6 protein-coding genes and 3 pseudogenes are annotated in these 6221 nt (G+C 69.2%); 2 read left to right on the top strand and 7 right to left on the bottom strand.

The window, feature by feature from the left end:
* The 5 genes and pseudogenes from ABZT17_RS30840 to ABZT17_RS30820 form a co-directional block, all read right to left on the bottom strand.
* A partial coding sequence (locus ABZT17_RS30840; protein WP_356353555.1) for a ribonuclease J occupies positions 1–886 on the bottom strand: 886 nt, incomplete at its 3' end.
* 144 nt (positions 887–1030) lie between these two features.
* Positions 1031–1930 (bottom strand): 4-hydroxy-tetrahydrodipicolinate synthase, encoded by a 900-nt coding sequence (dapA, locus tag ABZT17_RS30835; RefSeq protein ID WP_356353553.1) that lies wholly within the window; start codon positions 1928–1930, stop codon positions 1031–1033.
* Between the two features lie 211 nt (positions 1931–2141).
* Positions 2142–2591, bottom strand: a pseudogene (gene thyX, locus ABZT17_RS30830) (FAD-dependent thymidylate synthase); the annotation flags it as partial.
* Between the two features lie 3 nt (positions 2592–2594).
* A pseudogene (locus ABZT17_RS30825) lies at positions 2595–3341 on the bottom strand (HNH endonuclease); the annotation flags it as partial.
* 159 nt (positions 3342–3500) lie between these two features.
* Positions 3501–3791 (bottom strand): annotated as a pseudogene (locus tag ABZT17_RS30820) (FAD-dependent thymidylate synthase); the annotation flags it as partial.
* A 200-nt stretch (positions 3792–3991) separates the two neighbouring features.
* Between ABZT17_RS30820 and ABZT17_RS30815 the strand changes: the two are divergent.
* Together ABZT17_RS30815 and ABZT17_RS30810 are read left to right on the top strand one after the other, a co-directional pair.
* Entirely contained in the window at positions 3992–4228 is a 237-nt protein-coding gene (locus ABZT17_RS30815) for a hypothetical protein (RefSeq protein WP_356353551.1), read from the top strand.
* Positions 4229–4319: 91 nt separating this feature from the next.
* Complete coding sequence (locus ABZT17_RS30810; RefSeq protein ID WP_356353549.1) at positions 4320–4874, top strand: PH domain-containing protein; 555 nt, start codon at positions 4320–4322, stop codon at positions 4872–4874.
* 128 nt (positions 4875–5002) lie between these two features.
* Here ABZT17_RS30810 and ABZT17_RS30805 read toward each other — a convergent pair whose 3' ends face one another.
* Entirely contained in the window at positions 5003–5455 is a 453-nt protein-coding gene (locus tag ABZT17_RS30805; RefSeq protein ID WP_356353547.1) for a hypothetical protein, read from the bottom strand.
* Positions 5456–5467: 12 nt separating this feature from the next.
* Positions 5468–6220: a 4-hydroxy-tetrahydrodipicolinate reductase gene (gene dapB, locus ABZT17_RS30800; RefSeq protein ID WP_356353545.1), complete on the bottom strand. Its 753-nt coding sequence runs from the start codon at positions 6218–6220 to the stop codon at positions 5468–5470.
* Position 6221: the final 1 nt, after the last annotated feature.

The raw sequence follows: 6221 nt of genomic DNA, 5'->3' as shown, positions 1-6221 counted from the left end.
CGAGCGTCTTGACGTCGACGACCAGGCCCGGTGGGACCTTCAGATAGCCGAGGTCACGGGCGATACCCATGTTCCGGACCATCGAGCGGCCGACGAAGGCGACCCTGCGGCCGTACTCGTGGGCCGCGTCCAGGATCTGCTGGATGCGGTGGACATGGCTCGCGAAGCTGGCCACGATGATCCGCTTGCGGGCGCTGGCGAAGACCTGCCGCAGAACGTTCGAGATGTCGCGCTCGGGCGGGACGAAGCCCGGGACCTCGGCGTTCGTGGAGTCGGCGAGGAGCAGGTCGATGCCTTCCTCGCTGAGCCGTGCGAACGCGTGCAGATCCGTGAGGCGGCCGTCCAGCGGGAGCTGGTCCATCTTGAAGTCGCCGGTGTGGACCACCATGCCCGCGGGGGTGCGGATGGCGACCGCCAGGGCGTCCGGGATGGAGTGGTTGACGGCGACGAACTCGCAGTCGAAGGGGCCGACACGCTCGCGGTTCCCCTCCGCCACCTCAAGGGTGTACGGGCGGATCCGGTGCTCCTGGAGCTTGGCCTCGATCAGCGCGAGGGTCAGCTTGGAGCCGATCAGCGGGATGTCCGGCTTCTCCCGGAGGAGGAAGGGGACGCCGCCGATGTGGTCCTCGTGGCCGTGGGTCAGGACGATGCCCTCGATGTCGTCGAGGCGGTCCCGGACGGACGAGAAGTCCGGCAGGATCAGGTCGATTCCGGGCTGCTCCTCCTCGGGGAAGAGCACTCCGCAGTCGACGATCAGCAGACGGCCGCCGTACTCGAAGACCGTCATGTTTCGGCCGATCTCACCGAGACCGCCGAGCGGGGTGACCCGGAGGCCGCCTTCGGGAAGGACCGGGGGCGGGCCGAGTTCAGGATGCGGATGACTCAAAAGACTCTCCTCACCACGCACGCCACGTACCGGTCGGGCACGTGGCGCGCGTGACGTTCGTGCGTGTAGCAGTTGTCGTTGTGGGGTGCAGGCACCGGTGGCCTGCTCTATTCAGTTGTGAAGCCTTTGGTGCCAAGTCTGGTGTCAGAGCTGTACCCCGCCGGAGGCAAGATCGATCTTGAGCTGCTCGATCTCTTCCGGAGTGCACTCGACCATGGGTGCGCGCAGGGGCCCCGCGGGCAGGCCCTGGAGGGCGAGTGCGGCCTTCGTCGTCATGACGCCCTGGGTGCGGAACATACCCGTGTACACCGGAAGCAGCTTCTGGTGGATCTCGGCGGCCTTCTGTACGTCGCCCGAGACGAAGGCGTCCACCAGGGCGCGCAGGTCGGGCGTGACCACATGGCCGACCACGGAGACGAAGCCGACCGCGCCGACGGACAGCAGCGGCAGGTTCAGCATGTCGTCGCCGGAGTACCAGGCCAGGCCCGATCGGGCGATGGCCCAGCTGGCGCGGCCCAGATCGCCCTTGGCGTCCTTGTTGGCGACGATCCGGGGGTGCTCGGCGAGCCGGACCAGCGTCTCGGTGTTGATCGGGACGCCGCTGCGGCCGGGGATGTCGTAGAGCATGACCGGCAGTTCGGCGGCGTCGGCGACGGCCGTGAAGTGCCGGTACAGGCCCTCCTGAGGAGGCTTGTTGTAGTACGGGGTGACGACCAGGAGGCCGTGTGCGCCCACCCGCTCGGCCTCGCGGGCCAGCTCGATGCTGTGGTGGGTGTCGTTGGTGCCGACTCCGGCGACCACGTGCGCCCGGTCGCCGACGGCTTCCAGGACCGCCCGTACGAGATCCGATTTCTCCGCGTCACTGGTGGTGGGGGACTCGCCGGTGGTGCCGTTGATGATCAGGCCGTCGTTGCCTGCGTCCACCAGATGGGTGGCGAGCCGCTGCGCGCCGTCGAGGTCGAGTGCGCCGTCCGCCGTGAAGGGCGTGACCATGGCGGTGAGGACCCGCCCGAAGGGGGTCTGCGGAGTCGAGGTCGGAGCCATGGGTAACACGCTACTCGGTGCGCAATGCGCGGTCTGCCCTTGGGGTGCGGGATAAGTCCGGACAAATGCGGAGCCCGGTACTGCCTGCTCGGGGGTTCAAGCAGTACCGGGTCCGTTTGATCAGGCTAGATGAACTTCACCAATACCCGCAATTGGGACACTTCACCTGGCTGACCCGCACATGTGTGCTCCGCCGGGGAACGGGGGTCCGTTACGGCGCCACACGGCCGTTCGCATTGAAGGCCGCGTAGGTCAGCGGCATGAGCTTGGCCCACTCCGCCTCCATCTTCTCGCCCACCATCTCGATCTCCCGCTGCGGGAAGGACGGCACCTTCGCCAGCTCGTGCTGGGTGCGCAGACCGAGGAAGTGCATCAGCGAGCGCGCGTTGCAGGTGGCGTACATCGAGGAGAAGAGCCCGACCGGGAGGACCGCGCGGGCGACCTCGCGGGCGACGCCGGCGGCGAGCATCTCCTGGTAGCGCTCGTACGCCTGGATGTACGACTCCTGCATGGCCCGCTCCACGAGCTCCTGCTGGGCTTCGGTGCCCTGCACGAACTCGTACTTGCCCGGACGGCCCTGCTGGACGAGCTTGCGGTCCTCGCCGGGGACGTAGAAGACCGGCTGGAGTTCCCGGTAGCGGCCCGACTCCTCGTTGTACGAGTTGTGCACGACGAAACCGTTGGCGAGGAAGTTGTGCCAGGGGCCCTCCACGGAGAGGTCGTATGTCATCTCCTCGCCGTCGGGCTCGATGGTGACGACCCGGTCCGGCACCGCTCGGGCGATCATGCCCTCGCGCTGGGCTCGCGCCTGCTCCCCCGCGCTCTTGGTGGCGTGGCACGGCTCGCAGGCGGGCGCCAGGTTCTTCTCGTCGAGGGCCCGCAGCAAATCGCCGGTGACCGGGACGACATGGTCCAGGGCGAGTTGCTCGCGGGGGAAGTCCTCGCCGCACAGGTGGCAGGTGTCGACGTCCTTGATCAGCCGCTGACGCTGCATCGAGGTCCACACGCCGATGCCGCGCCGCAGGCTCGGCGGAATCGGCTCCGGTGCCGGGCGCGGCGCCGGGCCGTCCACGAGCACGTCGTCTCCTGCGGTGAGCTCGCCCGCCTTGCACCAGCCCTCCGGCGTGAACAGGGCGTGGTCGACCGTGCAGCGGAGGGTCTTGCCCGAGGCGGTGGTGATCTTGACGAGGGGCTTCACACCGGACTCGATGACGTCGACGATCCTCGCGCGCTGAGCCAGCAGAGTGTCCTCGTCGTAGCAGCGCACATGGCTGCGGCGCACCGATTCGAGCCTGGGGATACGGGTGCTGGGGTGCGGCTCCCGGAATTCGGCGACGGCGGACTCGGCCGCCTCTCGGCTCTCGTACAGGCCGAGATGGTGGTCGGTGTCGTCGCGTCGGACCTGTGCCATCCACTTGCCCGCGCGGCTGTGCCAGGTCACGCCTCCGGCCGAGTCGGGCAGGCGGTCCTCGACGCCCGAGTGCCACAGCCGGTACAGCTCGGCGATGGTGCGTCGGCGCGGCTGACCGGCCTCGCTCTCCAGCGTGATCTCCGTCTCGCCCGCGATGCACCAGCCCACCCGGTGCCGCATGAACTCGCGGAAGACGAAGATCGGGGCGCTGATGAAGAAGGTCATCGAGTTGTGTTCGAACGGGCTGCCGTGCCGGTCCCGCATGAGGTAGTTGATCAGGCCCTTGGAGCGCTCGGGGTCCTTGCCCAGCTCGTCCAGGGACTGTTCGCCGACTGTCGAGACACGGGCGGCGAACAGCACGTCGGCGTCGGACGCGGTGTGCTTGACCAGCTCGACGGTGACATCGCTGCGGAAGCCGGGCTTGAGGTCGTCGGCGGGGGTGTCGGTCACGGCTCGGAGGGTCCTTCCATCACTTCTGGCGGGCGGCGCCCACTCTACGGGGCGGCACTGACAACGGGGCGTTCGGTGCCGGGTGCCTACATACGGCGGCGAATTTCTGTGAATTCGGCGAAACCGGGCACCTTTTGGGGCACTCGACCGTCTGTGTAGATGACAGTCACTCGTTCGACACCAGAAGGAGAAGCACCCTCATGTTCCGTCGGCGCGAACCCGTCCCGTTCGCCTTCCTCGCCGAAGCCGACAGGTTCAGCAGCAATGTCGCGCCCCCTCCACGGGAGCGGGCGTCCGCCGGTCAGATAGCCGGGCGCTGGCTGCTCGGACTCACCATCGTCGCCGCGCTCGTCGGCTCCCTGGTCCTCGGCATGCCGGCGCTGTCCACGAACACCGGTTCGGCGACTCAGCAGTCACAGGCGTCCCAGGGGCACTGACTCCATCCGGACCCCCAATGGTGGTGAGCAGGGACACAGGCGGATAGCCTCACCGGGCACAGCCCACGCATGGATTGAGTGAGGACCAGTCGTGCCCCTGCCCTTCCTGACGGCCGACCGAGCTTTCGAGACCGCCGACGACGTCGCGCTCCCCTTCGACGACCGCGATCACTGGCGACGTCCCTACCGTCTGGGGCCGTGGCGGGTGGGTGTGTCCGCGCTGGCGCTGCTGTTCGCCTCGTTCGTGCTCTTCGCGGCCGTCATCATCGCGCTCACCGGTTCGGTCTCCGAGGCCGGTGTGATCCTCGGTGTCGCGGTGGCCGTCATCCTGGCGGCCCTGCGTCTGCTGCGGGTGGGTGTCTGGGTGAGCGCGCGCGGGCTGCGCCACGTCCGCTACTTCGGCACGCGTACGGTGCCCTGGGGCCAGGTCGTCGCCGTGCGCACGGTGCAGCAGCCGGTGCGCTGGCTCGGACTGCCCCGCACGGTACAGGGGCAGGCGCTGATCCTCGTACGCAAGGATCGGGCCGCGCAGGACGCGCCGCTGCTGCTGACGACGCACAACGCCGACTTCCTGGCCCGCCCGGGGTCGTTCGACCGGGCCGCGGACACGATCGAGGCCTGGGCGGCGGAGAACGGCCGGGTCTGACACCGGCTCAACAGGTCGGCGGCTTCACCGGGGCGCGCGGACAGCCACGACGGCGTCGGAGACGACGGCCGACAGGTGCTCGCCCGCCCTCCCGGCCGACACATGCTCGCGCCCTCCCGGCTGAGCGTTCAGGCCTCGATGGTCCTGCCGTCGTGCAGGGCGATCGCCCGCTGCATCGCCTTGCGGGCCCGGGGCGTGTCGCGGGCGTCGTGGTAGGCGACGGCGAGGCGGAACCAGCTGCGCCAGTCGTCGGGGGCCGCCTCCGTCTCCGCCTTGCGCCTGGCGAAGACCTCGTCGGCCGAGTCGCGGTCGATCCGGCCGCCCGGCGTGCGCTTCAACTCGTCGACGGGCAGGCCTCCTTCGGCGTCCAGTTCGGCGGCGAGGGCGTTGGCCCGGCGGACGAACTGGGTGTTCTTCCACAGGAACCACAGGCCGATGACCGGCAGGATCAGCACCGCCACGCCGAAAGTCACGGTGATGAGCGTGCCGGTCTGGATGAGCATCACGCCGCGGCTGCCGACCAGGACGAAGTAGAAGACCAGGACGGCGGCCGTGATGACGTAGGAGATCTTCGCGCGCATGACGTCAGGGGCTCAGTTCAGGTCCAGGAAGTGTTCCAGGCCGAAGGTCAGGCCCGGAGTGGTCACCACGCGGCGCGCGCCGAGCAGGATGCCCGGCATGAAGCTGCTGTGGTGGAGGGAGTCGTGGCGGATGGTCAGGGTCTCGCCCTCGCCGCCGAGCAGGACCTCCTGGTGGGCGAGGAGACCGCGCAGTCGGACGGAGTGGACGGGGACGCCGTCGACGTCCGCGCCCCGGGCGCCGTCCAGGGCGGTCTCGGTGGCGTCCGGCGCGGGGGCCGTGCCGGCCTCTGCGCGAGCCGCGGCGATCAGCTGGGCCGTGCGGGTGGCGGTGCCCGAGGGGGCGTCGACCTTCTTCGGGTGGTGCAGTTCGATGACCTCCACCGACTCGAAGTACGGCGCGGCGATCTGCGCGAACTTCATGTTCAGTACGGCCCCGATGGAGAAGTTGGGTGCGATGAGGACGCCCGTCTCCGGGGACTTCGACAGCCAGCCGTTCAGCTGCGCGAGGCGTTCGTCGGTCCAGCCCGTCGTGCCGACGACGGCGTGGATGCCGTGGCCGACGCAGTACTCCAGGTTGTCCATGACGGAGGCGGGGGTGGTCAGTTCGACCGCCACCTGGGCGCCGGTCTCGGTGAGTGTCTCCACCCTGTCGCCCCGGCCGAGGGCTGCCACCAGCTCCAGGTCTTCGGCGGCCTCCACGGCCCGTACGGCCTCGGAACCGATCCGGCCCTTGGCACCGAGGACCGCCACGCGCAGCTTGCTCATC

The organism is Streptomyces sp. NPDC005648 (assembly GCF_040605395.1).
Classification (GTDB): domain Bacteria; phylum Actinomycetota; class Actinomycetes; order Streptomycetales; family Streptomycetaceae; genus Streptomyces.
This window is presented reverse-complemented; position numbering and strand designations above follow the sequence as displayed.

Coding starts and splice junctions, on each gene's coding strand:
- ABZT17_RS30805 (WP_356353547.1), bottom strand. CDS start 5,455: ATGCGCGCGAAGATCTCCTACGTCATCACGGCCGCCGTCCTGGTCTTC.
- dapB (WP_356353545.1), bottom strand. CDS start 6,220: ATGAGCAAGCTGCGCGTGGCGGTCCTCGGTGCCAAGGGCCGGATCGGT.
- ABZT17_RS30815 (WP_356353551.1), top strand. CDS start 3,992: ATGTTCCGTCGGCGCGAACCCGTCCCGTTCGCCTTCCTCGCCGAAGCC.
- dapA (WP_356353553.1), bottom strand. CDS start 1,930: ATGGCTCCGACCTCGACTCCGCAGACCCCCTTCGGGCGGGTCCTCACC.